The organism is Ralstonia insidiosa (assembly GCF_008801405.1).
GTDB lineage: Bacteria > Pseudomonadota > Gammaproteobacteria > Burkholderiales > Burkholderiaceae > Ralstonia > Ralstonia insidiosa.
In genome coordinates this window covers 112,808-138,779 of sequence record NZ_VZPV01000002.1, presented here as the reverse complement: position 1 = coordinate 138,779, position 25,972 = coordinate 112,808, and the positions used below count along the sequence as shown (strand labels likewise).

Here is a 25,972-nt window from a genome sequence, read left to right as displayed (position 1 = left end):
TAGGCGGCGGGGTTTGCTCCTAGTGCCCGCGTTTGCTGTAGGGTGACCGGCACATTGCGTGGTTTGCGGGCCAGCGCCGCACACGCCACAATGTCGCCTCGTCGTGCAATTCGGCGCCGTACGAAGTCTGATGCCCCTGCCTGCCATGTCCACCTCCGTTTCCGTCGATAAATCCCTCCAACCGTTGCTCTGGCTGGTGGCGGTTGGCCTCTTCATGCAGACGCTGGATTCCACCATCGTCAATACGGCATTGCCGGCCATGGCGCGCAGCCTGTCGGAAAGCCCGCTGAAGATGCAGTCGGTCATCATTGCCTACACGCTGACGACCGCCATGCTGATGCCCGCCTCGGGTTGGCTGGCTGACCGCTTCGGCACGCGGCGCATGTTCTTTGCGGCCATCTTCCTGTTCACCATCGGCTCGCTGCTGTGCGCGGAGTCGCGCAGCCTGAACATGCTGATTGCCTCGCGCGTGGTGCAGGGCGTGGGCGGTGCATTGCTGATGCCGGTCGGGCGGCTGACAGTGTTGCGCGTGGTGCCGCGCGAGCAGTTTCTGCCAGCCATGAGCTTCGTCACCATTCCGGGGTTGATCGGCCCGCTGATCGGCCCCACGCTGGGTGGCTGGCTGGTGGAGGCGGTGTCGTGGCACTGGATCTTCCTGATCAACATTCCGGTGGGCCTGGCTGGTGCGCTCGTCACGCTCAAGGTCATGCCCGATGTGCGCGCAGACGACGACAGCCGATTCGATTGGACCGGCTACGCCATGCTCGCGTTTGGCATGGCAGCGGTGTCGTTCTCGCTCGACGGGCTATCGGGATTGGGCTTTCAGCACGCGACCGTGCTGGTGCTGCTGATCTTCGGGCTGGCGGCGCTCACCGCATACTGGCTGCATGCGGGGCGCACGGTTGAGGGCAAGGCGGGGCCGCTGTTTCCGCGCTCGCTGTTTGCCATTCCGAGCTTCTCGATCGGCATTCTCGGCAACCTGTTCGCGCGGATCGGTACGGGTGGAATGCCGTTCCTGATCCCGCTGCTGTTGCAGGTGAGCTTGGGGTACTCACCGTTGCAGGCTGGCTTGATGATGGTGCCGGTGGCCGCGGCCGGCATGGCGGCCAAACCGTTGGGCACCTGGGCCATCAAGCGTTTTGGCTATCGGCGGATGCTGTTCACCAACACGCTCATGGTGGGCCTGACGATGGCCAGTTTTGCGGTGATGACGCCCGACGTACCGGTGTGGCTGCGCATCGTGCAGTTGGCGCTGTTTGGCACGTTCAACTCGATGCAATTCACTGCCATGAACACGCTCACGCTCAAAGACCTGAGTGGGCCGCATGCCAGCTCGGGCAACAGCATGCTCTCCATGGTGATGATGTTGTCGATGAGCCTGGGGGTGGCCGCGGCTGGCGCGCTGCTCACGGGCTTTACCGACTTTACCGGTGGGCCGGAAGGGCGCGATACGCTGGCGGCCTTCCACAAGACCTTCGTGTGCGTCGGCTTCATGACCGCGGCGGCGGCGTGGATCTTCGCGCAGCTTTCGCACGCAGAGCCCGCGCAGGTACTCAAGCGCGCCGAAGTCGATGTCGAATAACGAGGTCTACTTCCAGTAGCCGCGCATCTTCTTGCTGAGATCCACCTTGGCGGCGGCGCGGGCCTCGGCTGCAAGGTCCGCACCGGGCTCGGGCGGCGGCCAGGCGCACGCCTCAAACAGCGGCAGCAATGCTGGCGGGATGAAGCGCGTGCGCGAGGCGTAGATGTGGCGGTCGCCATTGGGCGTCTGCTGCGTAACATAGAAGCGCTGCGGCACCAGGATGTCCAGATGCTCGCGCGCACGCGTCATGGCCACGTAGAGCAGGCGGCGCTCCTCTTCCAATTCGTCATGCGAACCGGCGCCCAGGTCGGCAGGCATGCAGCCGTCCACGGCGTTGAGCACGTACACCGCCTTCCACTCCTGGCCCTTTGATGAGTGAATGGTGGAGAGGATCAGGTAGTCCTCATCGCGGTACGGGGCGCCGGATTCATCGCTGGTGAGCTCCGGCGGGTCGAGCGTCATCTCGGTCAGGAAGCGCTCGCGCGTGGCGTAGGTGGCGGCCATGCGGGCGAGCTGGTCCAGATCGCCCTGACGCACGGCAGCATCGTCGTGCAGGCGCTCCATGTGCGGCGTGTACCAGGTGCCCACGGCTTCGAGTTCACTGGCCCATTCCAGGCTGTCTTTCGGACGGCGCAGGGTTTCCATCAACGCCGTCAGCGTGGCCCAGTCGCCGGCCAGGCGAGCAGGGGGGGCGTAGGCGAGCAGCGCGGCAATTGGGTCCACCGCTTCAGCCATGGCGTCGAGCACGCGCGCGGCGGTAGCAGGGCCGGCGCCCGGCAGCAGCTGGATCACGCGAAACCCGGCGATACGGTTGCGCGGGTTCTCGGCCCAGCGCAGCACCGAGAGCACATCCTTTACGTGTGATGCTTCGAGAAACTTCAGCCCGCCGTATTTCACGAACGGGATGTTGCGGCGCGTGAGTTCGATCTCCAGCGGCGCGCTGTGGCTGGCCGTGCGGAACAGCACCGCTTGCGATTTCAACGCCAAGCCGCCTTCACGCTGATGCAGCACCTGCTCGGCCACGCAGCGCGCCTGCTCGGCTTCATCGCGTACCGAGATCAAACGCGGTCGATGCGTCGATGCGCGGTCCGTCCAAAGCGTCTTGGCAAAGCGCTCCGTGGCGAAGCGCATCACACCATTCGACGCATCCAGAATCGGTTGCGTCGAGCGGTAGTTGCGCTCCAGCAGCACCGTGTGCGCCGGCCGCGTGAAGTGGCGCGGGAAGTCGAGGATATTGCGCACCGTCGCCGCACGAAACGCGTAGATCGACTGCGCATCGTCGCCCACCACCGTGACGCCGCGGCCGTCGGGGCGCAGCGCCCGCAGGATGGATGATTGCAGCCGGTTCGTGTCCTGGTATTCGTCGACGAGGATGTGGTCGAAGCGCGCACCGATCTCTCCTGCCAGTTCGGCATCGGACACCATCGCGTGCCAGTAGAGCAGCAGGTCATCGTAGTCGAGCACGTGCTGCGCTTGCTTGGCTTCGACATAGGCGTCGAACAGTGTGCGTAGTTGCGCTTCCCACATCGCGCACCACGGGAAGTGGTGCTTGAGCACGGCGTTGAGCGGGCTCTCCGCGTTGATGGCACGCGAGTAGATCGCCAGGCAGGTCTGCTTGAGCGGGAAGCGGCGCTCCTTGGTCGACAGGTTCAGCGCGTGGCGTACGACGTTGAGCAGGTCGGCGGAATCGCTACGGTCGTGGATGGTGAAATCGTGGGCGAGGCCGACGCGCTCGGCGTATTCGCGCAGCAGGCGCGCGCCGATGCCGTGGAACGTGCCGGCCCAGGGCAGGGTGGTTTTGTACGACGTGCCGGCTGCGTTCAGCGCGCTGTTGGATCGTTCGCCTTGCATGGCGCGCGCCAGCAGGTGGCCGGCGCGGTTGGACAGTTCACTCGCGGCCCGGCGCGAGAACGTCAGCAGCAGGATGCGTTGCGGATCCGCCCCGTTGGCGACCAGATGTGCGACGCGCCAGCCCAGCGTGTGCGTCTTACCCGACCCGGCACCGGCTAGCACGAGCAGCGGCCCGGTCTCCGCCGCATCCGCCCCGGAAATGCCGAACTCGACCGCTTGGCGCTGCCGGTCGTTCAGTTGGGCCAGGTAACTCGGGATACCCGGGTCATTGGCAGTATCAGGGTTGGGAGAAGCGGAAAGCACGGCGAGGGCGTCACAGAAAATAACTGTATAAATATACAGCACCGTGCCACCCGCCGATCAAAAGCGAGAACGGTGATATCACACCCTGGCAACGGGTCCGATTGCAGCACGATGCCGGTGAGGTGCTCGCCCGCCGATTCCAGCGCCAGCATGTTGGTGCGCGGTGTGCCGTACGACTTGTCGTACAGATTGATCGGCGAGCTGCTGCGACTGTTCACCGTCAGGTAGCGCTGAATGAAGTCGCTGTATGGACGTACAGCCTGCAAGACGGCTGCCGGCACGTGTAACCGTTGGCAGATGGTGTTGCGGTGCCAGAGGTTCTCCCTAAGATGGTTCTACGGGACATCAACCATCATCTGCGCAAGGGGATGTGTCATGCGATACGAAGCGGGCCATGCATCGCACTTCAACCGGTGGGTTTCTTGTCTGAGTTGGCTGGCTGCTGTCGTGCTGTCGCCCATGGCGGTGGCACAGGCTCTGCAACCGGACACCCAAGGTCGGATCGAGTTCAACAGCTTCACCCCCAAGACCATGTTCGATCTGGCGCGCGAGCGTCGGCAGAATTGGCCTGAGCAGAAAGTCTGGGGAGACTTGTCGTTGCCCAAGACGGATGCCGCCAAGGTGCCCGCCATCGTGCTCGTGCACGGCAGCAGTGGTGTGGAACCCGCCATGGCGCAATGGGTGCAGGCACTCAACGAGGTCGGCGTTGCCACCTTTGTCATTTACATCTTCGAGCCGCGCGGTGTGAAACGCACGGTGGAAGACCAGACGCGCGTGCCCCACTCGGCCGACATGGTCGATGCCTACCAGGCGCTGCAACTGCTGGCGACCCACCCGCGTATCGACCCGGCGCGTATCGGCATCATGGGGTTCTCGCGTGGCGGTACGGTGGCCTTTCAAACGGAAGAAGAGCCGCTGCGGCGCGCCGTGATCAAGAGCGACCTCAAGTTTGCGCTGCACATTCCGGTGTATGCGGCGTGCAGTCAGGTGTTCTGGTCGCCCGACCTGAGTCGCGCGCCCATGCTCAATCTGGTGGGGGCAGATGACGACTATGTGATGCCTGAGCCGTGCGAACAGCTGGCCAAGCGCTACGCAGATGCCGGTGTGCCCGTGCGGACGATCCGCTATGACAGCGCTCGGCACGGGTGGGACAGCACGGTTGCGCTGGCTTACCTGGGCCGGGCTACGAAGGCAACGTCATGCGGCGTCGTGCGGTGGGATATCGATACGTGGACGGCAACCGCTGAGCGCACTGGCGAAGTCATTGAACCCGCCAAGCTCCGGGATTTCTTCGCTGGGTGCATGTCGCTGGGCGCGCATGTGGGACGCAACGAGGCCGCGTACCAGAAGTCCCGTAAAGACGTGCAGGCTTTTGTGCGAGAGGTTTTCTTTCCCGGTCATTGAGGCGGGGCGGTCAGATTCCGTCGCGCAGGTTTTTTGCCAGATCGTGGGGTGAGGTGCGCTGGTTCACGGCGTTGACGAGCTCGGCAAGAAACCATGGCAGCACGAGTTCTGTGCTCGAATCGGACAGGCCGATGCGCAGCCTCGGCTTTGATGTCGGCTCGGCCGTCTGGTCGGACTGCACCGGCCGGCTTTGCGCAAGCATCGCCTGAAGCTCCTGATCGGAGAACGTGGTGGACGACGTTGTGAGCGCCGAAGCGGTCATGGCTGCGGACATCAACGCCGTCGCCACGACAAGGTGTTTAAGGATTGCGGCAGGCATGGAGGCCCTCCATCGGCAAAAAGGACTGAATTGACGGCAGTCGGCTGCAGTGACTGACTGCGCGGTTGCAGACAGCAATGATCCTCCTTCCGATCATAGCCGTGGCTTAGCGTTCCGTTTTGGTCAGGAAAGCGTAAATATCGCGCGCAATCGATCAAGTTGCCTGCGGTTGCAGCGCAATGATCGCCATGCCGATCAGCGCGATGGCCGCGCCGCCGATGTCCCACCGCGTGAGGGGAATGCCATCCACCCAGCGCAACCACACCAGCGCTACGGCGATGTACATACCGCCGTACGCCGCATACGTGCGCCCGGCCGCCGTTGGGTGCAGTGTCAGCAGCCAGGCAAACAGCGCGAGCGATGCCACTGCCGGCAGCAGCAGCCAGATGGGTTTGCCCTGACGCAGCACGAGCCACGGCAGGTAGCAGCCAACGATTTCCGCCAGGGCGGTCACGGCAAACAGGAGGGCGATGCGGAGGAAGTCCACGAGTACGAGTCGGTGCCGGGGCAATCAGGATGAGGGTGCCGATTGTGGCACGTTGCAGTGGGATGGCTGCGTCATGGCATTGGCTTGCGTGGGCGCAGCGGTTTCTCGGTATTGTTGCGGTCTCATCCAACAACAACACGATTGGGGACCCCATGCTAGAACTCCGGCCCACCTGCGAGCACTGCAACACCGCGCTGCCACCCGACGCCACCAACGCACGCATCTGCTCGTTCGAATGCACGTTCTGCGTGACCTGTGCGGATGAGGTGCTCGGCAACGTGTGCCCGAACTGCGGCGGTGGTTTTACCGCGCGGCCAATCCGTCCATCCCAGAACTGGAAGAACGGCAATTTCCTTGGCAACCATCCAGCCAGTGCCACGTTCAAGCATCGGCCGGCCGATTTGGCTGCGCATGCGCAATTGGCGGCCGCCATCGGGGCGACCCCACCAGAGAAGCGCTAACGCCCAGAGCAGGTTAGTGCGAAGCTGCCGGCGGCAGCACTTGCGTGACCGTAAATCCGCGCGCAGCCATGAGGGCCGGCAACCCCTGCGACCCGATCATATGCAGCGCGCCCACGGCGCCAAACACACGTTGGCCACGCGCATGCACGCGGGCAATGTTGTCGGCCATGGCGCGGTTGCGGTTGGTCACCAGGCGCTTGAAGGCGCGCTTGTCCGATGGCGTTTTCAGGCAATCGCACCACTGCGGATAGCGCTCCAGCGTGCTGAGGTCGCTATCGGCCCAGGCATTGGCGAGCGTGAGGGTTTGCGTGCGCGCCTCGCCTGATTCAATGGCATCGAGCTCGGTGTCGAACTGCTGCACCATCTCGTTCTTCGGTACGATTTCGTCCAGCACACGCAGTTGGTCGGCCAGGGTTTCCAGCGGCACGATGGTCAGGTGCACGCTGTTGGCGTAGGTGGTCAGGAACAGGTCGATGCCGAAATCGGGGTAGAGCCCATCGGCACGCAGCCCCAGTGCTGACAATGAGGCGAGTTGCATGATCGGCTGGAACTTGCGGATCTGCGTGAGCGCGGCATCGGGCAGGCAGGCGGCAGCGATGAGCTTGTCGAGGCGCTCGCCGCGGCGGCCGCTTGTCAGGCGAACATCATCCTTGGTCGTGCGCGCAGCGAATGCCTTGCGGCTGCCTTCCTTGTCGAGCAGATCGAGTTCCAGTGCAACAGCATCGCTGTGCTTGAGCGCATCGCGAACGGTGGGGCCAGGCAGCATCCAGTCGGCACGCGCAACGTGGATCGTGCCGTACAGCCACGATGTGCGGCCGTCCTTTTCGATGCGCCAGAGCAGGCCATGGTCGGTGGCGCGCTGGGCGGCGGCGGCCCAGCCGTCTTTGGGGATGGAGTCGGACGCAGGCGGCGGGCACGCACTTGCGGTTTGCGGTAATGCGTCTTGCGCCGTGGCGGTGCCGATGCCCGACAACAGACAGAGCGCCGCTGCAAGCGTGCGCCACAGGGTGCGATTGCGTGCCATGACTCTTCCCCGAGAAATCTTGTGATTTTGTGAGCGTGATGCCTGCAGTTTAGCGGGCGCCGGCCATCGCGTCCCATCGCGTCCCATGCCGCCGTCGCGCAATCGACGGTGGCGAGCAGTGCCTCGCGCCGAGCACTTCCTGCGGCTGTTCGGCGCGCTGTTTTCGCAGGCGGCCCGTCCACCAGCTGCACGGGGTGGGGCATGACAGCCTGGAGGACGCGCCGGAACCGATCGCCGCGCGTGTTGCGGTGTTTCGTCAGCAGACCTGACGGTTATTCGCTCAAGCGCGGCGGCACGGCGTGCGCGCCGCGCGTTTCACGAAACCACAGCGCCAGGCTTTCGTCTTCGAGTGCGTAGGCGCCGCGCGATTCCTTCCAGATCAGGTTTTTGTCGCGCAGTGCGTCGAGCGCGGCTTGCACCGTGGCGGTGGAGAAATCACTGTGGCCCAGACGGGCGGCGTAGGCCTTCATCGCGTCTTCCGAGAACGGCGAGTAGCCTTGCCCGCGCTCGATCAGCACCGCCAGCACGGTGCGCTGGATTTCAGTCAGGGCGCTGTATTCGCTCTCGATTTCGCCCCAGATGCGGTCACGAAAGCCCTGCGCGCCGCGCTTGAGCAGCTCGCCCAGGCTGGCGGCCTCGCCCAGCTCCAGTGCGATCTCGCTGACGATGCCCTTGAGCATCTCCGGCCGGTGTCCGACCAGTTGGAAGGCGGCAAAGATGTCGTCTTCCTTGAACTGGTTGTTGGGCGCCAAGTGCTGGTTGACCCACGCGGTATAGGCCGACACATAAGCGCGGCCCAGCAGCGGGAAGTTGGTCACGCGCGAGCCAAAGAACGGCTGCGTGCGGTTGAGCAGCAGGTTGGCAAGCTTGTCGCGGTTCGAGCCCGTGAACACCAGGAACAGGTGCGGCCCCCGTTGTGCCGCCACCCCCTGGTTCATCTGGTCGCGCGCGGCCTTGAGTGCGAACATGGCGTTGGTGCCGGCCTCGGTGGATAGCGCGTGCTGTGCCTCGTCGATGATCAGCACGATCGGCCGCTGCACTGCCTTGTAGAGCACTTCCAGCGCATCGGCCAGGGTGATGCCGGGCGGCAGCCCGATCTTGCCCAGATTGAAGGTGAAGGCGCGCAGTACCTCCACCTTCTCCATGCCGGCTTGCTTGGCCAGCTTGGCGATCGGTCCGTCGAATTCGGCCAGTTTGGACTTGATGGCATCGGCGATCAGCTGGCCGGGGTCGCGGGCGCGGTCGGCCCAGAGGTCGACGTAGATGGCGACCCATTTGCGGCGCTCGACTTCGGGCACGAGGTCTTCGCGCAGGAAGGTGCTTTTGCCGGTGCGCCGTGGCGCCGCCAGGAACAGGCCGGAACGCGCATCGGCCAGCCCCTTGCCCTCCAGGCTGTCGCACAGCGTGTGGGCGAGATCCTGGCGGTGGAAATTGAAGCGGCCGGTGTCAGTGTCTGAATCGGTGGGTGCCATCGCTTTAGACTCGATTATGGATTACGGTATAAATTATAGCCAACTCCATAATTAAGGATAAATCTCAGCGGACTGCAACTTGATCCGCCCGATTTGCACGTTGCGCGACAGTACGTCGCAGGCAAAACGGGGAACCATGTGCAGCGCTATACTCCCCGGACTCCATCGTCCCGCCCCATGCTCCATCGCCGCTGGCTCGCTCTCGTCTGGCTTGCGATCGTACTGAATGTACTGTCGCCGGTGCTCGCTTCCGCACGCGCGGCAGCCACGGGCACGCTCGCCGTCGACCTGTGCAGCGCAACGGCCCCGCATGGCAGCACGGTGCAGGTGACCATCGACCTGCAAGGCGATGGCTCCAACGAGGATTCGGCTGCCCACCACAGTGTGGCGCACTGCCTGTATTGCCCGGGGTTTGCCGCCGGGTTTGCGCTGGCATCGCCGCCGGCGCTGGAAGTTCCCACCGCCCATTTCATCTATCGCGTGCGGCAGCCGGCTAGCCCGGCACCCGTGTATGCGCGCAGTGCGCTGCGCGTGGCCGAGTCGCGCGCGCCGCCTGCGTCTCCGTCGTTGTCGATCTGATGCGCCCGCGGGGTTAAGCCTCGCGGCGCTTTTGCGTCTGGCCGCACGCAGGTTCGCGTGCATGGCCGGCGCCATCGCAATCCGGAGACCACCTCGATGTCATTCCACAAGCGCGCTGTGGCTGCCCGCCCCAAGCGCACGCTGGTGTGCCGTGCCGCGCTCGCCCTGAGCGCAGCAGCACCGCTGTCCATCTCGTTGCCCGCCTTTGCCGACGATACCGCGCAAGCCCCTGAGCTTGTTGCCCAGGAGCTCGCGCCCACCGTGGTGCGCGCCAACGCCGCGCCCGCGCCGTTCGCCCGCAACACGCCGGCCGTGGTGCAGACCGTCACCGCGGACCAACTGGCCGACCGCAACGTCGTCACCACCGAAGACGCCGTCAAATACCAGCCCAACGTGATGGTGCGCCGCCGCTTCATTGGCGATCGCAACTCCATCTTTGCCGGCCGCGATTTCAACGAGATCCAGAGCGCGCGCGGCCTGCTGTATGCCGACGGCATCCTGCTCTCGAACCTGCTCGGTTCCAGCTACAGCTACCCGCCGCGTTGGTCGATGGTCGGGCCGGATGACCTGGCGCGCGTCGATATTCTGTACGGGCCGTTTTCGGCGCTGCTGCCGGGCAACTCGATGGGCACGACCATTTCGATGACGTTGCGCAAGCCCGAGACCTTCGAGGCCGCAGCCCAGACGCAGGTCATGAGCCAGCGCTTCAGCGATGCGTACGGATTTTCGCGCAACGTCACCGGCAACCACGAGAGCGCATCGCTGGGCGATCGCATCGGCAAGTTCTGGTATGCGCTGTCGGTCGATCGGCTGGAAAACGACAGCCAGCCGATGCAGTACGCCACGCCCAACTCCAGGTTCACGCCGGGCGGCACGCCGGTGCCGGTAACAGGCGCCAAGCAAGACCTCGGCCCCAACGGCCTGCCACGCGTGATTCTCGGGCCGCAGATGCTTGAGCGCACGCAGCAACTGCAAGAGACGCTGCGCATGGGCTATGTGTTTAGCGACAGCCTGGAGGCATCGCTCACGCTCGGCCACTGGGAGAACCACTACAACGATCAGGCGCTGAGCTTCCTGCGTGATGCGGCCGGCAACGTCGTGACGGGGGGCAACGTGCTCGTCAACGGCACGCCGTACACCATCGCCCAGAACGCCTTTGCCCCGCAGAACGGCGACCAGGAAAACTGGCTCTACGGCCTGGGCGTCAAGGGCAAGCTCGGCGGCTGGAAGATCGACGCCAATACTTCGGCCTACAACGTCACGCGCGACATCCTGCGTGCTTCCAACACAGCCGCCGGCAACGGCCCCGGCACGGTGTTCTATGGCGATGGCACGGGCTGGTCCAACTTTGACGTGAAGGCCATCTCGCCCATGGTGTCCGGCCATACCTTCACCACCGGCTACCACTACGACCAGTACCACCTGCGCAACCAGACCTTCAACGCGACCAACTGGTCGGCCGGGGCGATCTCAACGCTCAAGTCCAGCTACCAGGGCGATACGCAGACGCAGGCCGTTTTCCTGCAAGACGCCTGGGCCTTTGCGCCGCGCTGGCTGGCGACGCTGGGCCTGCGCTATGAAACCTGGCGCGCCTACAACGGCCAGCTTGGCAACGGCAATGCCACGCTAGGCTACGCAAGCCGCACCGAAGATGCGTTCAGCCCCAAGGCCGCGCTGCAATGGCAGGCCACGCAAGACACGCTGCTGCGCCTGTCGTATGGCCGCGCGGTGCGTTTCCCGACGGTGTCGGAGTTGTTCCAGGGTGCGATCAGCGGCAACACCATCGTCAACAACGACCCCAACCTCAAGCCCGAACGCGCCAACGATTTCGACTTCACCGTCGAGCAGGCGGTGCCCTACGGCACGCTGCGCACGAGCCTGTTCCAGAGTGACGTGCGTGACAGCATCTACACGCAGACCAACATTCTGGTCACGCCCAACGTGACCAACGTGCAGAACGTTGACCGTGTGCGCACGCGCGGTATCGAACTTGCTTACTCCGGGCAAGACGTGATGCGCGACGTGGGCGTGCGCGGGGTCGATGTGGAGGCCAATGTCGCCTTCACGCAGGCCAAGACGCTGGCGGACGCCGCCAACCCCACCTATGTCGACAAGACCTGGCCACGCATGCCGCGCGTACGCGCCAACCTGTTCGCGAGCTGGCATGCCACGCCGGATTGGACGGTGGGCGCGGGTGTACGCTATTCGGGCCGGCAGTACGGCACGCTCGACAACACCGATGTGCTGCCCAATGTCTACGGCGGCACCAGCAGCTTCTTCACGGTGGACCTGAAAGCCAGCTATCGCATCGACAAGCACTTCACGCTGGCGCTCGGCGTCGACAACCTGACCGATCGGAAGTATTTCGTGTACCACCCGTATCCGTCGCGCACCTTCTATGGGCAACTGAAATGGCGTCTGTAATGCATTCGATTCCTCCACTGTCCCGATGGGCCGCCGGGCTGCTGCTGGCGCTGGCAAGTACGTTGGCATTCGCGCATGAAGGGCACGACCACGGTGCCATGGCGGGCAAGGTTGCCGCCCAGCCACAACGCGCGCAGCTCGCCACCACGGCCGCGTTCGACAAGGCGGGCCGGTTGTGGGTGACGTGGGCCGAAGGGCAGCATGTGGTGGTTGCGTCGTCCGATGACCTGGGCAAGACGCTGTCCAAGCCGCAGCGCATCAACCCGCAGCCAGAGCCGATCTACACCGACGGCGAGAACCGCCCGAAGGTGATCGCCAGCCCCGACGGTGCGCTGTACGTGAGCTGGTCGCGTCCGCTCGATGCGCCGTACACGGGCTACGTGCGCTTCTCGCGCTCGCTGGACGGCGGCAAGACGTGGAGCGCGCCCATCGTCGTTCACCATGATCGCCAGCCGATCACACACCGCTTCGATTCGATTGCGGTGGACGGCGACGGCCGCATCTTCATCACGTGGATCGACAAGCGTGACCTGCTGCGCGCGCAGGCAGCCAAGCAGCCGTATGACGGTGCGGCGGTGTACTACACCGTCTCCACCGACCGGGGCGCCACGTTCGCGCCGGAGCGCAAGGTGATCGACCAGACCTGCGAGTGCTGCCGCATTGCGCTGGCGCCGGATGCCAACGGCCACATGCTCGCGTTGTGGCGCAACGTGTTTGCCGGGCAGATTCGCGATCACGCGCTGGCGACCTTGCCCGTCGACAACACGCCGTTTGCCATCACGCGCGCGACGTTTTCCGAGTGGCGTGTCGATGCCTGCCCGCACCACGGCCCGGCCCTGGCCGTGACGGCCGATGGTGTGCGGCACATGGCGTGGTTCTCGGTGCAGCAGGACAAGCCGGGGCTGTTCTACAGCCGACTCTCGGCAGATGGCCGACCGATTGGCGGTGCCTGGGCGTTTGCCGGTTCCGCGCAAGCGGGTGCGCAGGCATCGCACCCGGCATTGCTGGCTGCCGATGGCACGCTGTGGCTCGCCTGGAAGCAATTTGCCGACGACCACATGCAGATCCTGCTGCGCAAGTCGACTGATGGCGGCGCGCATTGGACGGCGCCGGTCAGCCTGGCGCGCACCGATAGCGGCAGCGACCATCCGCAACTGCTCGCGCGCGATGGCCGCATCTACCTGTCGTGGCGCACGCAGGCTGAGGGCTATCGGCTGATCGACGTGACCCAGGCGGTTTCCGCCAACGCAACCCTGGAGGCTGCGCTATGAACATCCGCGTGAAGACCTGGGTGATGGGAGCGGCGCTGTTTGCCGCAGCGTTTGTCGTGCAGGCCGCTGAAGCACTGCACTTCCAGCCGCTGCTCGCGCGCGACGTGCCGGCGCTGCTGCAGGCGCCGCGCACCCGCCCGCTCATCGTCGAAATCTGGTCGCTCGATTGCAGTTACTGTCGCGAGAATATCGGCCGTATCGCGCAATGGCGGCGCACTGCCAAACAAAACGTGGACGTGGTGATGGTGGCGATGGACGGCCCGGAACAGGCCAACATGATGAACCGAGAGCTGGCGCCGCTGGCGCGCGACAGCAAGGTCGGCCTCGCGCGCATGCCGCAATACGCCAATGCCGAAGCCATGCCCGAGCGCATGCGCGCCGCGCTGGACCCCGGCTGGCAGGGCGAGATGCCACGCACGATCATCCTGCGCGCCGACGGCAAGCGTCATGCATCGAGCGGTTTGCTCACGCCGGAAGCTCTGGACGCGGCGCTCGCACACTAAGCTCTCTTAACCTACTGGAGGAAGCGCTCTGAAATAATCCCGGCCCCAATTCACAACAAAGGCAGGGAAATGAGCGTTCTCAATAAAGTCGAAAGTGGTTATCTGCAGCTGATGCGGATTCTCGTGCTGGCGCTGGCCACGATCGTGCTGGTGGGCGTGGTGGTGCTGGGCGTGAGCGCGGTGAGCGACTACAACGCCAAGCCGGCAACCGTCTCGGAGGCCATCGACATCAAGGCCTCGGCGTTCAAGCTCGACGACGATGCGGCAGAGGGGGCGGGCGAGGATGCCGCCAAGCAGCACCCCGGTGCGGCCAAGCTGGAAGCGGCACTGGCGGACGTCATCAACAAGCACGGCAAGACGCTGCTGGGTGCATCGTTCCAGTTTGACAAGGCGGAAGTGCATGAACTGGTGATCGGGGCGCTGGAAGATCCTGATCAGGGCGAGCCGTTCCTGGCCTCGCAGACGGCGTATCTGGACCAGGTGCTGGGCCGTGCCGATGTGGCCAAGCAGGCCAAGACCAGCGAGGCGTTCTACGCGATCGTCAACAAGGTGTTTGTCGATTACCACATGGCCTACGCCGCCGAGAAAGAGCGCATCTCCAACGCGAAGGATGAGGCCAAGCTGGATGCCAGCGGCAAGCGCTCGGGCGTCTATATCTCGGTGTACATGATTGCCGCGCTGTTCTCGGCGTTCATCATGCTGGTGCTGCTGATTGTGCAGATCCGCATCGAGCGCAGCATTCGCGTGATGTCGGAAGCCAACGTCCGCGCTTGAGGCCATCCGGCGACCAAGTGGTCGGCTAAGGCGCGTCTCTTATCGGACGTATGAACAGTCCTTAAAGAAAACGGCGCGGACCCCCCTCGTTGTTGGGGTATGGCGGGGGGCGTGACCTTTTTATAATGGCCTCGCTTTGTGAATTCCGGCGCATTGCTCGTTCACAAAGCACACCCGACCATCTTTCGTCGTCAAAGGCTGAAGATGTTAAGCCCGCTCGCCCCCCGGCCCGCGGGCTTTTTCTTTGCCCGATCCATGTCGGATCTGTACTGCGGGCGGGGGCGGATGATAACGCGCTCTTAACGCGTTGTCGCGTGTGACGAAGTGGGGTATGCGGCGGCCGGGCGCTCCGTTTCGTTGGAGGCCGCACCCAGGCCGATGCCGAGTGCCGCCAGCAGGATGGCAACGCCGCGCGCAATGTAGAACACCGTTTGTGCGCTGAGCATTTCCGCTTCAGGGGGCTTTGCTTCGGTGGGGCGGGCATGCGAGGTGTCGTACGCGGTGTGGCGCGATGCGTGCATCGGCACAGCATCGCGATGGGCGCGCGGTGCGCGTGTGCGGTGCGTCGGATGAGGCTGCATGTCTGACATGGCGGTTCTCCTCATACTCAAGCGTGGGACCAGGCGCGCCAGAACAGCAGCGCCGTCATCGAAAAGCCGAAGGTCGAGATCAACGCCCGCACAACCGGCACGGGCAGGCGCTTGCCGACGTGCGCGCCCAGATAGCCGCCCAGCGCGGCGGCCACCAGCATGACCAGCGTCTGCGGCCACCAGACCATCTTGGCCAGTGCAAAGCACAGCACCGCAACCAGGTTGGTGGCCCCCACCAGCAGCGTGCGCGAGGCGTTCAGCGCTTTGATGTCGTCGTGGCCGAACAGGGCCCAGACCGCCATCATCATGATCCCGACCGCGCCGCCAAAGTAGCCGCCGTAGATGGCCAGCCCGCCCTGGGCGATCAGCAGCATCGTGCGGTTGATCTGCATGCGCTGGCGCAACCATGCCCCGGCCTGTTTGCCGAAGGTGAACGCCAACGTGCCCACCAGAAGCAGCCACGGCACGATGAAATCGAACGCGCGCGAGGACGTGCTCATCAGCAGCAGCGCACCCGCCAGGCCGCCGACCAGGCTGACCGCCACCATCGCACGCATCGAGACCTGCTCGAACCCGCGGTAGTCGCTGCGATAGGCCCACGCCGAGGTGGCTGCACCGGGCAGCAGCGCGACCGTGCTCGACGCGTTGGCCGCAACCGACGGCACGCCGGCAAACATGAGCGCAGGCAGGGTGACAAACGAGCCGCCGCCCGCCAGTGCATTCATCATGCCGGCGAGCAGGCCCGCGCCAAAAAGCAGCAGCGTGGCAGATTCCATTGGGGGCGAGGAATGTGTTGGGGTGTTGCGTTGGAGGATGCCTCAGTTTCTGCCACTGGCGACCCCGCCACAATCTGCGATACATTGATCCAGCCTCAGGGTGAAACTGAGGCTCAAGCCAATCTCGCCCTGCCATGCGTTTCGATCTGACTGATTTGCGACTTTTCCTGCATACCGCCGAGGCCGGCAGCATTACCGCCGGCGCTGAGCGTTCGCACCTGACGCTGGCCTCCGCCAGTGCGCGCATTCGTGGCATGGAGGAGACCTTGGGCGCGCCGCTGCTCATGCGTAACCGGCGCGGCGTGGAAACCACCGCCGCTGGCCGAACGCTGGCGCATCACGCGCGCGTCGTCCTGCAGCAGATGGACCGCATGCGCGGCGAGTTGGGCGAGTACGCGCGCGGGCTGAAGGGCTACGTGCGGCTGTTGTCCAACACGGCCGCCATGACCGAGTTCCTGCCCGAAACGCTGAGCGCTTTCCTCGCGGCCCATCCTGAAGTCGACATCGACCTGGAAGAGCTGGTCAGCCACGAAATTGTCGAGGCGATTGCACAGGGGCGTGCCGACATCGGCATCGTCAACGATGCGGTGGATCTATCGGGGCTTGAGACGTTTCCGTTTCGCCATGACCGTTTGGTGCTGGTGACCGCGCGCGATCATCCATTGGCCGAGCGCCGCGAGCTGGCCTTCGTCGACACATTGCAGGAAGCCTTTGTCGGCCTGACAGGGGACAACGCGCTGCAGGCCTACCTGGCCGGCCATGCTGCGCGCGCTGGCTATCGGCTCAAGTACCGCGTGCGGCTGCGCAGCTTTGATGCGGTGTGCCGGATGGTGGAGCGCAACGTGGGCGTGGGCGTGATTCCCGAGCATGCGGCCATCCGGCTGCAGCGATCGATGGGGATTCGCCGCGTGCGCCTGACCGATGCGTGGGCGACACGCTTGCTGCGTATCTGCGTGCGCAGTTTTGACGATCTGCCGGTCTTTGCGCGGCAACTGATCGAGCATTTGCGCGAGGCCTGAGCGTGGTGCCCGTCCGTCATTTGGGGGAGGCGCGCTGTTTGAACTCGCGCCGGTGAAATCACGTCGGTACACTGCAAAAACAGTTGCAAGACGCATGGCAGACGTGCGGCACCGCACCAACCTTCCGCTCATGGAGCACATCATGGCTTCTGCCGGTGTTCCCCCGATTGGCCTGCTGCACGCCGCGCGTGCACTGCGCATTTATCGGCGCCACGAAATCAACGCGCTGGCGTGGATTGCGCTGGGCGTGTGCCTGCGCAGCCCGGCGCCAATGGCGGCGCTGAGTGTCGCACTGCTGATCGTCTGCGCATGGACGTTGACCCGGCATATCCAGCATCTCAAGCCCCTGTATGAACTGCCGGTGTTCAGCCGCGTGCTGACACACGGCGGCATGGCGTTCGCCGCCATCAACGCAGCGCTGCTGGCTGTGGAGCTGGCAACAGGCGCCGGGCGCGGGGCATGGTTCGATGCCGATGGCTGGCTTGAGCCGGCATGGCCGCAGATCTTGCCGGGCATGTCGGGCGCGATTGAGCTCATGCTGGTCTGCGCACAATGGGCCGCCGTGCTGGGTGCGGTGGCTGCGGCCACTGCCTGGGCATGGCTGAGCCTGGGTGGTGGCCGTTTTCTTCGTTTTCCGCCGCGCTCGCAATGAGTGCGCATCGCCCTGGGTGATTCCGGGCTGGTCTGGCGGGGCATTTCCTCCTATAAGTTGGGGTGGCAGTTGCTGGTGCGTTTTCAGAGCGCCCGGACAGAAGTGCCCGCACGAGGCGCGCAATCCAACTACAGGAGACTGGCATGACCTCGCTGGATGCATTCCTGCGGTGCCGCGACTTTCTGCTCGCGCACCGTGAGGACTACGACACCGCCGTGCGCGATTTCACATGGCCCGCGCTGGATCGTTTCAACTGGGCGCTCGACTATTTCGACACCATGGCGCGCGGCAACGACGCCATTGCCCTCTGGGTGCTCGACGATCAGGGCAACGAAACACGCCTGTCGTTTGCGCAGATGGCCGAGCGTTCCGCACGCGTGGCCAACCACTTGCGCGCGCTGGGCGTGCAGCGCGGGGATCGCATCCTGCTCATGCTCGGCAACGTGCCCGCGCTGTGGGATGTGATGCTCGCCAGCATCAAGCTTGGCGCCGTCATCATTCCCGCCACCACGCTGCTGACAGCCGAAGACCTGCGCGAGCGCATTGCCATGGGCGATGTGCGGCACGTGATCGTGGGCGGGGCGGATTGCGCCAAGCTTGATGTCGTGTCGGGTACCTTTACGCGCATCGCTGCTGGCACAGACAAGGCGCCAGCGGGCTGGCACCACTTTGAAGATGCGTACGGCGCCTCGCCCGAGTTCACGCCCGACGCGCCAACGCAGGCGAGCGATCCGCTGCTGCTGTATTTCACCTCCGGCACCACGTCCAAACCCAAGCTGGTGATGCACACGCACGCCAGCTATCCGGTGGGGCATCTTTCCACGCTGTATTGGATCGGCCTGCGTCCGGGCGATGTGCACTGGAATATCAGTTCACCGGGTTGGGCCAAGCATGCGTGGAGCTGCTTCTTCGCGCCGTGGAATGCTGGCGCCACCGTGTTCGTCTACAACTACGCGCGCTTTGATTCCAAGGCTGCACTCGATGTGCTGTGCCGCGCCAAGGTGACCACGCTGTGCGCGCCGCCCACCGTGTGGCGCATGCTGATCCAGGAAGACCTCGCGGCCTGGAAGCCGGCATTGCGTGAACTCGTTGGCGCAGGCGAGCCGCTCAACCCCGAGGTGATCGAACGCGTACGCGCGGCCTGGGGCATCACCATTCGTGATGGCTACGGCCAGACCGAAACCACGTGCCAGGTCGGCAACAGCCCAGGGCAGCCGGTCAAGCCGGGCTCGATGGGCCGGCCGCTGCCGGGCTATCAGATCACCTTGCGCGACCCCGATGGCAACGAAGCCAGCGAAGGAGAGATCTGCATCGAATTGAAATCACGCCCGCTGGCATTGATGGAAGGCTACGCCGGCAACGCCGAAAAAACGGCCGAAGCCATGCGCGGCGGCGTGTATCACACCTCAGACATTGCCGCGCGCGACGCAAGCGGCTACCTCACCTACGTTGGCCGCGCCGACGACGTATTTAAGGCATCGGACTACCGCGTGAGCCCGTTCGAGCTGGAAAGCGTGCTGATCGAGCACCCCGCCATCGCCGAGGCCGCGGTTGTGCCCAGCCCCGACCCCGTGCGCCTGGCCGTGCCGAAAGCCTTCCTGGTGCTGCGTGCCGGGCACGAGCCTGGGCGCGAACTGGCGCGTGACATCCTGCGCTTCTGCCAAAGCCGGCTGGCTTCTTACAAGCGTGTGCGGCGCATCGAGTTTGCCGAGTTGCCCAAGACCATCTCAGGCAAAATCCGGCGCGTCGAATTACGCCTGCGCGAAGCCGCTCGCCCTGAAACAGGCCGCAACCCCCAGGAATACTGGGAAGACGATTTTCCAGCGGATTGATACCGACGCACGCACACGCAGTGCAGACAAACATGCGGCCCCCCAAGGCCGCATGCGTGAGGCTGCGTGAGATGGGTGCTTAGCGCGACGAACGCGGGACCAAACGCAGTTGACGTGCGCGATCCAGGTCGTATGCCGGTACGCCACCGTGCGGCAGGGATGCACGCGAGGCCGCCAGATCACGGCCGCGCACGATCACCGGGGCAAGCGCGCCCGCACGGATCAAGTCCGATGCGGCCTGCTCGATCCAGTCGCGGTAGCTGCGATAGACGTCTTCGGCGGTGGCTTTTTGATGCGCGCAGTCGCACAACGACAGCGCCTCGGACGTGACAAAACAACTCACGACCTTGCCGTCGACGATGGCTTGGAAGAACAGGTCTCCCACAGACCTGAAAGTCTTGCCGGTGAACGAGATGTTCATGATGCTCCCCCCCAATGATCAGGCACGCTGTTTGGGCGGCGTGCCCCACATGCCGCTTTCGCGGCGCATTGATCACATGCGGGAGCGTGATGTCCGAAAGGAGGAAAGACGCTGCTCCAGATATCAATACCATCTGGATGCAATGAACCCCATGAAGCGGGGCAGACTATCCCTCGGTGCCGTTATGCGGTCTGTCAATTCGGTGCTTAACTACAAATTCGCTCTCGCGCTGCGACCTTCCCCGTACACACATTCTGTTCAATATTGTTATGGTCACCACAATCGCTGCAGCAGCACACGGCCGATACCGATTGCGATGGAAATCACAAGCAGCCAGAGCAAAACAACGGGAATGCGTGTCGGCGGAAGGCGCGACGTTTGAAACAAGCGTCGGCGCGTTGGAATGACCTGCACGATCACTTGCGAATCGGCAGCATGACGTTCCCACCCCAAGCGGGTTGATAGTCCCGCGCTTCCCCGTCTCATCGTTCCCATGGCTTGCTCCCGACAGCCTTGTATTTCCTTCGTGTTTAGTTTTATTTAATTCTGCTGTTCTTGGGATGCATTCTAGGACACTCTACGCGGAGCGCTAGTGCGCCTTGGCATGATTTCTCTACTCCATTTGGCTCACGTCTGTGCGATCTAGGACATATTGGGGGAGCGAATATGAAAGGGTTTTCCATAGTCCAAAATACGATTAAATCAGCACGCAAACGCTTACGCTTCAAACCTGATTCAGGCAAACCAGACAATCATCCTGCAAGGTGGAGCCACTAGAGTCGTGCCCTTTTCCCGACGCTCGGATGTTGCAGTGCGATGTCAACGTCACGAGGTGGGAAACGCCACCAACACGCGGTAGAGTGCTGGCGGCTACAAAACACCATAAAAAGCAGGAAACCACACATGACGGAAGCAAAACGCGCCCGGAAGCCTCGGGCGCTGGCAGGGCTTGGCCGCCGTTGGGCCACCGTGCTGGCAGCCGTGGGGGCGGTCGGGTGCAGTGGAATGATCGGGGCGGTACATGCAGGGGAGCCGCGCCTCGCAATGCGCCGTGCCGCCGTTGAATCGACACTGGCGCACGCTGGTTATTGCCAGCGCCTGGGCGACTACTACTGGGAAATCGGCGATGCCAGCGGCGTGCTCATGCACGGCCAGCAGGGCCAGCGCATTGGCGCCAACAAGACGGTGCGGCTCGCCTCCGCCTCCAAATGGGTGTTTGGCGCCTACGTGGTTGAGCGCACGCGCGGCAAGCTCACGCCGGCCGAGATCGACGCACTCACCATGCGCTCGGGCTACGACGCGCTGAACCCGCTGCTCTGCAATCGTAACGACACGGTGCAGAGCTGCTTCCGCCGCGGGCGCAATGATGCGTTTACGCCGGGTCACGTTGGCCGGTTCAGCTACAACGGTGGCCATGACCAGAAGCTGCTGGTGGACCTCGGCTTGGGCAGCGCAGATGCCGCCACGCTCAGTGACGAGCTGGATCGCGAACTTGGTCACACGCCTGGCATGCGGGATGCCGACAAGCCGCTCGGCATCAAGTACCTGGCACCGGAACCGTCCGGCGGCATGATCGCCACGCCTGCGGCGTACGGGCAGTTTCTGCGCCGGCTGATCCGGGGCGATTACCTGCTCGGCAAGATGCTCGGCCAGCACGCCGTGTGCACCGAGCCTGGCAGTTGCCCGACCGCAGTGAGCACGCCCGCTGCGCTGCCGTGGCACTACGCGCTCAACTACTGGATTGAAGACCAGCCCGGCGGCGATCGTGCATTCAGCTCGCCCGGCGCGTTCGGCTTCTATCCGTGGATCACCGCCGACAAGCGCTACTACGGCATGATCGTGCGCGAGACGCTCGCCCCACGGGCTTACGTGCGCAGCGCGGCATGCGGCGCGCTGATCCGCAGGGCGTTTGCCGAGGGGCGGGCACAGCAATCCCCCGCTGAGAACGAGCAAGCCGGCAGCGCCGACGCCGGCGACTGATCCGCCTCCGGCGTCGTCAGCGCCGGATCAATAGCCGCGGTAGTACGGGTGATAGTAGTGCGGGCCGTAGTACCCGCCGGCCGGCACGACCACGCAGGCACTCAGCGAGGATGCGGCAGCAGCGGCAAGGATCAGCAGGGCAATCGTGCGTTTCATGATGAGGCTCCGGATGTGTTGTTGGGCTTGCCTCACTCTATGGAAATGCCTCGCAACCGCGCTTTACCGTTTGTAAGAAAAACTGTGATGCCCAGGCGGGCAATCGACGGCTTGGGCTGTCCTTGCTGCACGCGTGCATCGGCGGTCGTAACTTGCCGTTACCTTTGCGAGCAGACCGTGGAGCGACCTGCGCTGGCAAGACGCCGCGCCACGCCGGCGCGAGGGCTGTCAGGGCTTCGCCACAATGTTCTACAAACTTATCGTTGATCTATTGACAGATTGGCGCGATAGGCAGGAAATACACCAAACGGCAAACGTTGGGCATTCAAGTCTGAAAGCCTGGCGCCGATAGCTGTTCATAGAGACATGTCAGGGCGCCATGACGCCCTGCGGGGACTACGCGATGCGCGCCAACCTGACCGTGCGCGTCGGCAATATGTGTCGGGGGAACGCATCATGACGACTTTTCTGGAATCCACCATTGCTTGGGCCGTGCCGTGCCTGATCGCCACCGCGATTGTCGTGCCGGTGATCTTGCGCAAGCTGCGTACGCGCCGTGCCCTGGAAGCCATCCATCAGGCGCGCGAACACCGCGACGAGTAAGCCGCCGGTCTTTCCGCATTCTGCTTGCCCATGCAAAACGGGCGCCGCATTGCTGCAGGCGCCCGTTTGGCGTTGCACGAATCCTGGGCGACGCGCTCTGTGGCGTCGCGCTGGGTTGTGCTTAGGCCGCCACGGCCTGGTTCACCACATCGCGCATCGCGGTGTGTGCGGCTTCCATGGCTTGCGTACGGGCATCCGGGCCCATGGCCAGGCCTTCAGCACGCACGAATTGCACGTCGGTAATGCCGAAGAAGCCGAACACTGCCTTCAGATAGGCTTCCTGGAAGTCCAAGCCAGCGGCCGGGCCCGTCGAATACACACCGCCGCGCGTCGACGCAACGATCACCTTCTTGCCGCCGGCCAGGCCAGCCGGGCCCTTTTCCGTGTACTTGAACGTACGGCCGGCTTGCGCCACGCGGTCAACCCAGGCCTTGAGTTGGCTCGGTACCGAGAAGTTGTACATCGGGGCGCCCACCACGATCACGTCGCTGGCGAGCAGTTCGTTGACCAGCGCTTCTGAGCGGGCGTGTTCAGCGCGGGTGGCGTCGTCAAAATCGTCGCTGCCGGTGGCACGGAAGCCTGCGGCAATGGCGCCGTCCAGGTGGGGGATGGCTTCTACGGCCAGGTCACGGCGGGCGACGATGGCGTCGGGGTTTTCACGGCGCAGTTCGTCGACGATGGCGGCGGTAAGGATGCGCGAGGCCGAGGCGTCGCCGAGGATGCTGGAATCGATGTGAAGGACTTGCATGGTGTCTCTCCAGGAAAAAGGTGGGTTGCTGCAAAGATAGTGCGGCGCACCAAGTTCCAGTAGTGGGTCGAATCGACACACATCGTTCTATGAGTGAGACAATGCACGTGGATCTCGGAGAACGGCCATGGAAGACCTGAACGACCTCGTCCTGTTTGCCAGCGTGGTGACGCACGGCAGCTTTTCCAGCGCCGCGCGGGCGTTGGGCATCCCCAAGTCGCGCGTGAGCCGCCGCGTGGCGGATCTGGAGGCGCGGTTGGGCGTACGGCTGCTGCAGCGTTCAACACGTGCCGTGCACGTTACTGATGTCGGCTCGGCGTTCTATGCGCATTGCGAGACCATGACCCAGGCCGCCCGCGCCGCGCTTGAAGTGGCCGAGCATGCTGGAGAGAAGCCCTCCGGCCGATTGCGTGTGAGTTGCCCCGTGGGCGTGTCGAGCCTGTTCCTGGCACCGGTGATCCCGAGATTCCTGCGCGCCCATCCGGACGTGCGTCTGGAGCTGGACGTGACCAACCGCCGGGTAGACGTGATTGGCGAGGGGTACGACGTGGCATTGCGCGTGCGCTCGACGCTGGACGATTCCAACCTGATCGTGCGGACCTTTGGCGTGAGCGACCAAGTGCTGGTTGCCAGCCCCGAATTTGTGGCCGAGCACGGGCCGTTCGACACCGCGGAATCACTGCACGGCGTGGCCGGACTGTGGTTGGGGACCCTCAGCGGTGAACGATCACGCTGGCGCCTGACCGCGCCGGACGGTACGGCTGTCGAGATTGAATGCCAACCCGTGCTTGCCACGGACGACCTGCGCCTGCTCGGCCTGAGTGCCATCGGCGGCGTGGGGGTGGGGCGGCTGCCGTACAACGTGTGTGCTGAAGCGCTGCAAGAAGGCCGGCTCGTGCAATTGCTGGCAGACTACAAGCTGCAAACGCACCAGTTTCATGCGGTGTTTCCGTCGCGTCGCGGGCTGGTGCCGGCGGTGCGTGCATTTATCGAGTTGCTGGCCGCAGAAATGCCCCCGTTGACCGAGAAAGTGCTTACCCGCTGCTACGAAGGCGACGACGTCAACCTCAATCGTTGACGCTGCAACGAATTCGGATCGGCAGTATCATCGGGGGCTTCCCTCCTGCCTTTGTGTGACGCCGTCCAGCGTGTTCACACGCGTTTCCATGTCCTCCCGCCCGAACCTCGAACCGCCCACTTCCGATACCGTGCCGACGTCGTCGGCCGCTTCGCTCGACGCGCCGCCGGTGCCCGAGATTCCGGTGATGGTGGTGATGGGCGGCCTGATGCTTGCCATCCTGCTGGGCGCGCTGGAGCAAACGATTGTCGCGGTGGCGTTGCCGGTCATTGCAGGGGAGTTCAACGGTTTTTCATTGATGGCGTGGCTGGTGTCGGCCTACCTCGTGGCCTCTACCGTTGTCACGCCCATCTACGGAAAACTGAGTGACCTGTACGGCCGCCGTGCCATGCTGACCACGGCCATTGCGCTGTTCGTGCTGGCCTCGGTGGCGTGCGCGCTGGCGACCAGCATGCCGATGCTGCTGGTGGCGCGCGTGCTGCAGGGGCTGGGCGGCGGCGGGCTGATCTCGGTGGCGCAGGCCACCATTGCCGACGTGGTGCCGTTGCGCGAGCGCGGCCGCTACCAGGGCTACGTGAGCGGTATGTGGGCCATGGCCAGTCTGGCAGGCCCGGTGATCGGCGGTTACCTGACGCACTACCTGTCGTGGCGCTGGATCTTCTGGATCAACCTGCCGCTGGGGCTGGTTGCACTGGTGGTGGTGCGCCGTGCGCTGCGGCACCTGCCGGTGGCGCATCAGCGTCGCCCGATCGACGTGCTGGGTGTCGTGCTGTTTGCCGTGGGGCTGACCGCGTTGCTGGTGATGATCACGCGCGTGGGTCAGGGCGTGCCGCTCATGCAGCCTGACAACCTGGGCCTGCTGGTGGGTGCGGTGGTGGTGCTGGGCGCCTTCGTCTGGCAGGAAAGCCGCGCGGCCGAGCCGATCATTCCGCTGTCGATGTTCCGTGTGCGCACGGTCACGATCTGCTGCCTGGCGCTGTTCCTCTGCTTTTTCCAACTGATCGCCACGTCGGTGCTGATGCCGTTGCGCTTTCAGATGGTGGCGGGTGCCAGCCCCGATGCTGCGGCACTGCGTCTGGTGCCGCTCACGCTGTCGATTCCGCTCGGGGCCTTCCTTGCCGGCAAGTGGATGACGCACAGCGGCCGCTACAAGCCGTTGATGATCGCGGGTGCCTGCGTGGTGCCGTTTGCCGTGGCGTCGCTGGGTTTGCTGGATCCGCACAGCGTGTTGCCACTGACCTTGGCGATGATCGTGCTGGGCCTGGCGATTGGCGTGCAGTTCCCGACCGGGCTGGTCGCAACGCAGAACGCTGTCCCGCCCGAGACCGTGGGGCTGGCCACCGCACTCACCGCGTTCTCGCGCCTGCTGGGCGGCGCGGTGGGCGTGGCAGTGCTGACGTCGGTGCTGATCGCGCTGCTGCGTCAGGCTGCACCCGAGGCGCAGGTGGCAGCAGGTGGTGATCTGCTGATGGACCTGTTCCACGCGGCGCTCGCCAGCAACAGTGCCAACGCGCAAGCCTTGCAACGCGAGGGCGAGACAGCGTTCCGCCATCTGTTCTTCTTTGCTGCGGCTGTGTCGGTCATTGCACCGCTGTTGCTCGTGCGGCTTGAGGAAAAGGCGTTGCGCGGCAAGGTGTCGGTCGCGCACGCCGTGGTGGATTGA

General features: G+C 64.3%; 25 protein-coding genes. 15 read left to right on the top strand and 10 right to left on the bottom strand.

Translation table 11 applies throughout. The features are described from left to right. Nucleotides 1-145: 145 nt before the first annotated feature. The gene (gene mdtD, locus F7R11_RS17355; protein ID WP_104577592.1) at nt 146-1,582 is read left to right on the top strand and encodes a multidrug transporter subunit MdtD; all 1,437 of its coding nucleotides are present in this window, start codon (nt 146-148) and stop codon (nt 1,580-1,582) included. A gap of 6 nt (nt 1,583-1,588) precedes the next feature. Here mdtD and F7R11_RS17350 read toward each other — a convergent pair whose 3' ends face one another. Then, entirely contained in the window at nt 1,589-3,736 is a 2,148-nt protein-coding gene (locus F7R11_RS17350) for an ATP-dependent helicase (RefSeq protein WP_082932898.1), read from the bottom strand. Nucleotides 3,737-4,111: 375 nt separating this feature from the next. Between F7R11_RS17350 and F7R11_RS17340 the strand changes: the two genes are divergently transcribed. After that, on the top strand, nt 4,112-5,140 hold the full coding sequence (locus F7R11_RS17340; protein ID WP_064806712.1) for a dienelactone hydrolase family protein: 1,029 nt from the start codon (nt 4,112-4,114) through the stop codon (nt 5,138-5,140). Between the two features lie 10 nt (nt 5,141-5,150). Here F7R11_RS17340 and F7R11_RS17335 read toward each other — a convergent pair whose 3' ends face one another. Together F7R11_RS17335 and F7R11_RS17330 are read right to left on the bottom strand one after the other, a co-directional pair. Continuing rightward, nucleotides 5,151-5,459, bottom strand: coding sequence for a hypothetical protein (locus F7R11_RS17335; RefSeq protein WP_064806714.1), 309 nt, complete (start codon nt 5,457-5,459; stop codon nt 5,151-5,153). A gap of 154 nt (nt 5,460-5,613) precedes the next feature. After that, complete coding sequence (locus tag F7R11_RS17330) at nt 5,614-5,946, bottom strand: YnfA family protein (RefSeq protein WP_064806716.1); 333 nt, start codon at nt 5,944-5,946, stop codon at nt 5,614-5,616. Between the two features lie 152 nt (nt 5,947-6,098). On the opposite strand from F7R11_RS17330, the gene F7R11_RS17325 reads away from it, so the two are divergent. Beyond that, the gene (locus F7R11_RS17325) at nt 6,099-6,407 is read left to right on the top strand and encodes a DUF1272 domain-containing protein (protein WP_064809005.1); all 309 of its coding nucleotides are present in this window, start codon (nt 6,099-6,101) and stop codon (nt 6,405-6,407) included. 13 nt (nt 6,408-6,420) lie between these two features. Here the strand turns inward: F7R11_RS17325 and F7R11_RS17320 are convergent, their stop codons facing one another. Then, complete coding sequence (locus F7R11_RS17320; protein ID WP_064806718.1) at nt 6,421-7,431, bottom strand: TraB/GumN family protein; 1,011 nt, start codon at nt 7,429-7,431, stop codon at nt 6,421-6,423. A gap of 272 nt (nt 7,432-7,703) precedes the next feature. Next, on the bottom strand, nt 7,704-8,903 hold the full coding sequence (locus tag F7R11_RS17315; protein ID WP_064806720.1) for an ATP-binding protein: 1,200 nt from the start codon (nt 8,901-8,903) through the stop codon (nt 7,704-7,706). 177 nt (nt 8,904-9,080) lie between these two features. On the opposite strand from F7R11_RS17315, the gene F7R11_RS17310 reads away from it, so the two are divergent. From F7R11_RS17310 to F7R11_RS17290, 5 genes are all read left to right on the top strand, one after another. Further along, complete coding sequence (locus F7R11_RS17310; RefSeq protein WP_021192735.1) at nt 9,081-9,482, top strand: DUF2946 domain-containing protein; 402 nt, start codon at nt 9,081-9,083, stop codon at nt 9,480-9,482. 96 nt (nt 9,483-9,578) lie between these two features. Continuing rightward, nucleotides 9,579-11,906, top strand: a complete 2,328-nt coding sequence (locus F7R11_RS17305) for a TonB-dependent receptor (RefSeq protein WP_064806722.1) — start codon at nt 9,579-9,581, stop codon at nt 11,904-11,906. Continuing rightward, on the top strand, nt 11,906-13,177 hold the full coding sequence (locus tag F7R11_RS17300) for a sialidase family protein (RefSeq protein WP_064806724.1): 1,272 nt from the start codon (nt 11,906-11,908) through the stop codon (nt 13,175-13,177). The genes F7R11_RS17305 and F7R11_RS17300 overlap by 1 nt, the downstream gene beginning before the upstream one ends. Then, nucleotides 13,174-13,680 (top strand): TlpA family protein disulfide reductase, encoded by a 507-nt coding sequence (locus F7R11_RS17295; protein ID WP_082932900.1) that lies wholly within the window; start codon nt 13,174-13,176, stop codon nt 13,678-13,680. The genes F7R11_RS17300 and F7R11_RS17295 overlap by 4 nt, the downstream gene beginning before the upstream one ends. Nucleotides 13,681-13,749: 69 nt before the next feature. Next, entirely contained in the window at nt 13,750-14,454 is a 705-nt protein-coding gene (locus tag F7R11_RS17290; RefSeq protein ID WP_064806726.1) for a hypothetical protein, read from the top strand. A gap of 299 nt (nt 14,455-14,753) precedes the next feature. Here F7R11_RS17290 and F7R11_RS17285 read toward each other — a convergent pair whose 3' ends face one another. Both F7R11_RS17285 and F7R11_RS17280 read right to left on the bottom strand, forming a co-directional pair. Further along, nucleotides 14,754-15,044, bottom strand: coding sequence for a hypothetical protein (locus F7R11_RS17285; protein WP_064806729.1), 291 nt, complete (start codon nt 15,042-15,044; stop codon nt 14,754-14,756). A 17-nt stretch (nt 15,045-15,061) separates the two neighbouring features. After that, nucleotides 15,062-15,820, bottom strand: a complete 759-nt coding sequence (locus tag F7R11_RS17280) for a sulfite exporter TauE/SafE family protein (protein WP_064806731.1) — start codon at nt 15,818-15,820, stop codon at nt 15,062-15,064. Nucleotides 15,821-15,954: 134 nt separating this feature from the next. Between F7R11_RS17280 and F7R11_RS17275 the strand changes: the two genes are divergently transcribed. The 3 genes from F7R11_RS17275 to F7R11_RS17265 all read left to right on the top strand — a co-directional run bounded on the left by F7R11_RS17275 (nt 15,955) and on the right by F7R11_RS17265 (nt 19,323). Then, nucleotides 15,955-16,839, top strand: coding sequence for a LysR substrate-binding domain-containing protein (locus F7R11_RS17275; RefSeq protein ID WP_021192728.1), 885 nt, complete (start codon nt 15,955-15,957; stop codon nt 16,837-16,839). Between the two features lie 142 nt (nt 16,840-16,981). Beyond that, nucleotides 16,982-17,491, top strand: a complete 510-nt coding sequence (locus F7R11_RS17270; protein WP_031328710.1) for a hypothetical protein — start codon at nt 16,982-16,984, stop codon at nt 17,489-17,491. 143 nt (nt 17,492-17,634) lie between these two features. Beyond that, the gene (locus F7R11_RS17265; protein WP_064806733.1) at nt 17,635-19,323 is read left to right on the top strand and encodes an AMP-binding protein; all 1,689 of its coding nucleotides are present in this window, start codon (nt 17,635-17,637) and stop codon (nt 19,321-19,323) included. A 79-nt stretch (nt 19,324-19,402) separates the two neighbouring features. Here the strand turns inward: F7R11_RS17265 and F7R11_RS17260 are convergent, their stop codons facing one another. Further along, entirely contained in the window at nt 19,403-19,744 is a 342-nt protein-coding gene (locus F7R11_RS17260; RefSeq protein ID WP_031328709.1) for a DUF1488 family protein, read from the bottom strand. A gap of 903 nt (nt 19,745-20,647) precedes the next feature. Here F7R11_RS17260 and F7R11_RS17250 point away from each other — a divergent pair. Next, a complete protein-coding gene (locus F7R11_RS17250) occupies nt 20,648-21,724 on the top strand; it encodes a serine hydrolase family protein (protein WP_064806735.1) in 1,077 nt (358 codons plus the stop codon). A 27-nt stretch (nt 21,725-21,751) separates the two neighbouring features. Here the strand turns inward: F7R11_RS17250 and F7R11_RS27430 are convergent, their stop codons facing one another. Continuing rightward, on the bottom strand, nt 21,752-21,880 hold the full coding sequence (locus F7R11_RS27430) for a hypothetical protein (RefSeq protein WP_021192722.1): 129 nt from the start codon (nt 21,878-21,880) through the stop codon (nt 21,752-21,754). A gap of 456 nt (nt 21,881-22,336) precedes the next feature. On the opposite strand from F7R11_RS27430, the gene F7R11_RS27055 reads away from it, so the two are divergent. Further along, a complete protein-coding gene (locus F7R11_RS27055; protein WP_021192721.1) occupies nt 22,337-22,483 on the top strand; it encodes a hypothetical protein in 147 nt (48 codons plus the stop codon). A 121-nt stretch (nt 22,484-22,604) separates the two neighbouring features. Here F7R11_RS27055 and F7R11_RS17245 read toward each other — a convergent pair whose 3' ends face one another. Continuing rightward, nucleotides 22,605-23,231, bottom strand: a complete 627-nt coding sequence (locus F7R11_RS17245; protein ID WP_021192720.1) for an FMN-dependent NADH-azoreductase — start codon at nt 23,229-23,231, stop codon at nt 22,605-22,607. 127 nt (nt 23,232-23,358) lie between these two features. On the opposite strand from F7R11_RS17245, the gene F7R11_RS17240 reads away from it, so the two are divergent. Both F7R11_RS17240 and F7R11_RS17235 read left to right on the top strand, forming a co-directional pair. Beyond that, nucleotides 23,359-24,309, top strand: a complete 951-nt coding sequence (locus F7R11_RS17240) for a LysR family transcriptional regulator (RefSeq protein ID WP_064806737.1) — start codon at nt 23,359-23,361, stop codon at nt 24,307-24,309. An 88-nt stretch (nt 24,310-24,397) separates the two neighbouring features. After that, complete coding sequence (locus tag F7R11_RS17235) at nt 24,398-25,972, top strand: MDR family MFS transporter (protein ID WP_064806740.1); 1,575 nt, start codon at nt 24,398-24,400, stop codon at nt 25,970-25,972.

Coding starts and splice junctions, on each gene's coding strand:
- F7R11_RS17245 (WP_021192720.1), bottom strand. CDS start 23,231: ATGCAAGTCCTTCACATCGATTCCAGCATCCTCGGCGACGCCTCGGCC.
- F7R11_RS17260 (WP_031328709.1), bottom strand. CDS start 19,744: ATGAACATCTCGTTCACCGGCAAGACTTTCAGGTCTGTGGGAGACCTG.
- F7R11_RS17315 (WP_064806720.1), bottom strand. CDS start 8,903: ATGGCACCCACCGATTCAGACACTGACACCGGCCGCTTCAATTTCCAC.
- F7R11_RS17290 (WP_064806726.1), top strand. CDS start 13,750: ATGAGCGTTCTCAATAAAGTCGAAAGTGGTTATCTGCAGCTGATGCGG.
- F7R11_RS17325 (WP_064809005.1), top strand. CDS start 6,099: ATGCTAGAACTCCGGCCCACCTGCGAGCACTGCAACACCGCGCTGCCA.
- F7R11_RS17265 (WP_064806733.1), top strand. CDS start 17,635: ATGACCTCGCTGGATGCATTCCTGCGGTGCCGCGACTTTCTGCTCGCG.
- F7R11_RS17300 (WP_064806724.1), top strand. CDS start 11,906: ATGCATTCGATTCCTCCACTGTCCCGATGGGCCGCCGGGCTGCTGCTG.
- F7R11_RS27430 (WP_021192722.1), bottom strand. CDS start 21,880: ATGAAACGCACGATTGCCCTGCTGATCCTTGCCGCTGCTGCCGCATCC.
- F7R11_RS17310 (WP_021192735.1), top strand. CDS start 9,081: ATGCTCCATCGCCGCTGGCTCGCTCTCGTCTGGCTTGCGATCGTACTG.
- F7R11_RS17235 (WP_064806740.1), top strand. CDS start 24,398: ATGTCCTCCCGCCCGAACCTCGAACCGCCCACTTCCGATACCGTGCCG.
- F7R11_RS17335 (WP_064806714.1), bottom strand. CDS start 5,459: ATGCCTGCCGCAATCCTTAAACACCTTGTCGTGGCGACGGCGTTGATG.
- mdtD (WP_104577592.1), top strand. CDS start 146: ATGTCCACCTCCGTTTCCGTCGATAAATCCCTCCAACCGTTGCTCTGG.
- F7R11_RS17285 (WP_064806729.1), bottom strand. CDS start 15,044: ATGTCAGACATGCAGCCTCATCCGACGCACCGCACACGCGCACCGCGC.
- F7R11_RS27055 (WP_021192721.1), top strand. CDS start 22,337: ATGACGACTTTTCTGGAATCCACCATTGCTTGGGCCGTGCCGTGCCTG.
- F7R11_RS17240 (WP_064806737.1), top strand. CDS start 23,359: ATGGAAGACCTGAACGACCTCGTCCTGTTTGCCAGCGTGGTGACGCAC.
- F7R11_RS17280 (WP_064806731.1), bottom strand. CDS start 15,820: ATGGAATCTGCCACGCTGCTGCTTTTTGGCGCGGGCCTGCTCGCCGGC.
- F7R11_RS17275 (WP_021192728.1), top strand. CDS start 15,955: ATGCGTTTCGATCTGACTGATTTGCGACTTTTCCTGCATACCGCCGAG.
- F7R11_RS17320 (WP_064806718.1), bottom strand. CDS start 7,431: ATGGCACGCAATCGCACCCTGTGGCGCACGCTTGCAGCGGCGCTCTGT.
- F7R11_RS17295 (WP_082932900.1), top strand. CDS start 13,174: ATGAACATCCGCGTGAAGACCTGGGTGATGGGAGCGGCGCTGTTTGCC.
- F7R11_RS17305 (WP_064806722.1), top strand. CDS start 9,579: ATGTCATTCCACAAGCGCGCTGTGGCTGCCCGCCCCAAGCGCACGCTG.
- F7R11_RS17340 (WP_064806712.1), top strand. CDS start 4,112: ATGCGATACGAAGCGGGCCATGCATCGCACTTCAACCGGTGGGTTTCT.
- F7R11_RS17250 (WP_064806735.1), top strand. CDS start 20,648: ATGACGGAAGCAAAACGCGCCCGGAAGCCTCGGGCGCTGGCAGGGCTT.
- F7R11_RS17270 (WP_031328710.1), top strand. CDS start 16,982: ATGGCTTCTGCCGGTGTTCCCCCGATTGGCCTGCTGCACGCCGCGCGT.